Raw genomic sequence first — 3,677 nt, forward strand, 5'->3', positions numbered from 1 at the left:
GCGCGTGAAGGTCGCCAAGAATTGGCAGAGCGATCCCAAACAGCTTGGCCGGCTTGGTTTCTGAAACAGACGCGGCGAACCGCGGCGTCCGGCTTCCGCTGAGTGCGGCGACCCGCGGCGCCCGGCTTCCGCTGATGGCGGCGACCCGCGGCGCCCGGCTTCGCCGCGCTTGCGATCGCCGCGGTTGCGATCGCCACCGCCGCGCTTGCGATCGCCGCTAGGCGAGCACGCGGATTGTCTGCAGCGACGGATCCGCCGCGTCGGGAACGTTCATGCCGGCGCGCACACCGGAACACAGGTAATCCAGCACCGCGTCGTTGAGCCGCTCGCCGGGCACCACCGCGGGAATCCCCGGCGGATACGGCGTGCACTGCTCGGCCGCAACGCGGCCCGCGGCCCTGTCCGCGGGAACTTGCTCGACCCGCCCGAAGAATGCGTCGCGCGGCAGGCAAACGGTCTCCAGCTGCAACTGCTCAGGTGACGGCAGATCGATGGGCGGCGGCGGGTCGAAGTCGTCGGCGGCCGTGCGCCAGGCCGCAAGCGCATCCGTGAGGCGGCTCGCGGTGTCCTTGTCGTCGGCCATGGACACGGTCGCCAGGATGCGCCGATGATCGCTCATGCCCGTGTCGAGGTGCGCGTGCTCGCGCAACCAGTCATGGGCCTGATAGCCGGAGGTGCCCGTGGCGGACACGTCCATCAACACTTGCATCCGATCCAGGTCGTGGGAGGCCTGCACGCCGAGCAATTCATCGTCGAGCACCTTCACATCGCGGATGTTTTCGATGTCCTGACGCAGCTGACACGCGAGATCCAAAGCGCCGCTGAGCAATTCGTGTCCGCGTTGCACCATCTGGCGCCGCCACCCGTCGATGGCGGCATACACGAGAACGTTGGGGCTGGTGGTCATCAACAGGTCCGCGCACGCCGATAGGCGGTCCTGATCGATCCGGTCGCCCTGCACGTGAAATACGGAACCCTGCTCGAAGCCGGCGCCCATCTTGTGGATGCTGACCACGCACACGTCCGCGCCGGCGTCCATCGCCCAGGTCGGCAGGTTCTCATGGAACGGTAGGTGGGCTCCCCAGGCCTCGTCGATGATCAACGGTTTACCGCGCGCGTGGCAGACCTCGGCGATGCCGGCGATGTCGGCGCACGTGCCGTACGGGCTGGGGCTGACGATGAGCGCACCGGCGGCGTCGGGGTGTTTTTCCCAGGTCTCTTCCACCTGCTGCGGTGATGGCGGATGCGAGAAATGATGTTCGGCGTCCCAGCGGGGGGTGATCCACCTCGGTTGCACTCCGGAGAAGATGAGCCCCGCGACGATCGACTTGTGGCTGTCCCGGCCCACCAGCAGGCTGCCGTCGCCGCCGGCCACCGCCATCATCGCCGCCTTGACCGACAGGGAGCTGCCGCAGGTGGAGAACCAGGCGATGTCGGCGCCCACGGCCTCGGCCATCAGGTCCTCGGCGTGTTTCAGGTATTCGTGGCTGGTTCTGCGGTCGTCCAGGCCGCCGCTGGCCAGCACGTCGTCGGCGAACGGCTCGCGGCCCAGCACCGCCAGAACCCTTTCGTCGGTGCCGCGGCCCTGCCGGTGGCCCGGCGGTGTGAACCCGTACCTGTTCTTCTGCCGGTAATCGACCAGCGCATCCAACAGTGGAGCATCAGATTGGTCCATGGCGCAGGTGTACCCGCCCTGCCCTCGGCTATGCGATCGCCTCGGGGCCGCTACCCCTTGGTCGTTGCACCGCCATGTGCCGCTTGGGGTTTCACCTTCGCGGCGGCGGGGTACCGGCCACCGGCGGCGCTCCCGTTTCGGCGTTCCACCACACCGTCGGTTGTTTGGTCGACCATCCGCACACGGCCTCGAGCTCGGCGGCCAGCGAGATCAGCATGCCCTCGCTGTTGGCCGGCCCCATCAGTTGCACCCCGATGGGCAACCCCTCGGAGGTGAACCCGGCCGGCACGTTGATCGACGGCCAGCCCAGCACGTTCCAGGGAAAGGTGAGCGGGCACGCGGCGATCATCGCGCGGTCGGTGCCGAAGCTGCTCAGCCGGTCGAAGGCGCGGGCCAGCGGTGGCGGTTGGGCGGTTGTCGGAGCCAGGACGACATCGACGATGTCGAAGATCGAACCCACCCGACGCTGGGCGGCGGCTTCGTGCCGGCGTGCGGTGCGCAGAATCGCCTGACCCAGCACATGGCCCATGCGCAGGTTGGCCACCGTGCGAGGGTCGAGCACCACCCCGTCGCCCAGCCGCTCCTCCCAGTCCCGCAGACCGGCGGTGGACCGGGCGAGGAAGTCCCACGACAGCCGCAGGCCGTAGTCGGGATTGCCGGGAACGACGGTGTGGCCGAGCAACTCCAGTTGCTTGGCCACGGCACGCGTCGCGGCCAGGATTTCCGGGTGCAGCTTGGGCCGGAAACCCGTGTACGGGAATCGGGTCGACAGCGCGATGTTGAGCGGTCCGGGTGCGATGCCGACATAGTCGGACGCGGTGATCGGGGGCGGCTTGTGCCGGTCCCCCTCGACGTTGCCCGACGCCGCGTCGAGCACGAGCGCCGCATCGGCCACCGTGCGGGCCAATACCCCATTGACCGTGATGCCGTTGAACGCATCGGGCAGCGGCCAGGTGGAGATGCGGCCGCGCTGCGGCTTGATGCCCACCAGGTGCGTCCAGGCGGCGGGGATCCGGATGCTGCCGGCCCCGTCGGAGCCGAGCGCCGCGGTGACCAGCCCCGCGGCCACCGCGGCGGCGCTGCCCCCCGACGAGCCGCCGGGGGTGTGCCGTCGCGACCAGGGGTTGCGGGTGTGCCCGAAGCCGGGGCCGCTGGTGAAGGGCCACTGGCCGAGCTCGCAGGTGTTGGTCTTGCCGACGATCACCGCGCCGGCGGCCTTGAGGCGGCGGACCACCTCGGCGTCGTGGGCGGCGGGCGGGACATGGCCTTCCGTGCCGTACGCGGTCGGCACTCCAGCAACGTCGACGTCGTCTTTGACCGCGATCGGGATGCCGAGCAGCGGCGCCGTGTCCCCGGCTGCCCGTCGCCGGTCGGCCGCCGCCGCCGCGGCCAGCGCCGACTCGGTGAGCACCACCCGGAAGGCGTTCAGCGTCGGCTGGCTCGCGTGGATGGCGTGCAGGGACCGCCGCACCAGTGTGACCGATGTCACGGACCGATTGGCCAGCTGATAAAGCAGGTCAGTCAGCGTGGGCAGGCGCTGGCCACCGGATCCGAAAACGGACCCGGGACCTGACTCGGAAGCGCCAATCACGGGGTACGAGACTAACCGGCGCGGATACCAGCATTGTCGCGGCGGGGTGCAAAACTATTGTGATGCGGCTGTATCGAGACCGGGCTGTGGTTTTGCGCCAGCACAAGCTCGGCGAAGCCGACCGGATCGTCACCCTGCTTACCCGCGATCACGGCTTGGTTCGCGCGGTGGCGAAGGGCGTTCGTCGCACCCGCAGCAAATTCGGCGCACGCCTGGAGCCATTCGCACACATCGACGCGCAGCTGCATCCCGGCCGCAATCTCGACATCGTCACCCAGGTGGTTTCGATCGACGCGTTCGCCACCGACATCGTCAGCGATTACGGCCGCTACACCTGCGGGTGCGCGATGCTGGAAACCGCCGAACGCCTCGCCGGTGAGGAGCGGGCTCCCGCCCCGGCCCTGCACCGGC

The 3,677-nt window shown here is 69.3% G+C and carries 3 protein-coding genes; 1 reads left to right on the top strand and 2 read right to left on the bottom strand.

What is annotated here, in order from left to right:
* Window positions 1-217: 217 nt before the first annotated feature.
* Both A9X03_RS19955 and A9X03_RS19960 read right to left on the bottom strand, forming a co-directional pair.
* Window positions 218-1,675 carry an aminotransferase class I/II-fold pyridoxal phosphate-dependent enzyme gene (locus tag A9X03_RS19955; protein ID WP_067887437.1) on the bottom strand — a complete coding sequence of 486 codons (1,458 nt, stop codon included), beginning with the start codon at window positions 1,673-1,675 and terminating at the stop codon, window positions 218-220.
* A 91-nt stretch (window positions 1,676-1,766) separates the two neighbouring features.
* Window positions 1,767-3,266: an amidase gene (locus A9X03_RS19960; protein WP_067887440.1), complete on the bottom strand. Its 1,500-nt coding sequence runs from the start codon at window positions 3,264-3,266 to the stop codon at window positions 1,767-1,769.
* 62 nt (window positions 3,267-3,328) lie between these two features.
* Between A9X03_RS19960 and recO the strand changes: the two genes are divergently transcribed.
* Window positions 3,329-3,677 (top strand): DNA repair protein RecO (recO, locus tag A9X03_RS19965; RefSeq protein WP_046187415.1); only part of this gene is annotated, 349 nt, incomplete at its 3' end.

The organism is Mycobacterium sp. E1715, assembly GCF_001667625.1.
GTDB lineage: Bacteria > Actinomycetota > Actinomycetes > Mycobacteriales > Mycobacteriaceae > Mycobacterium.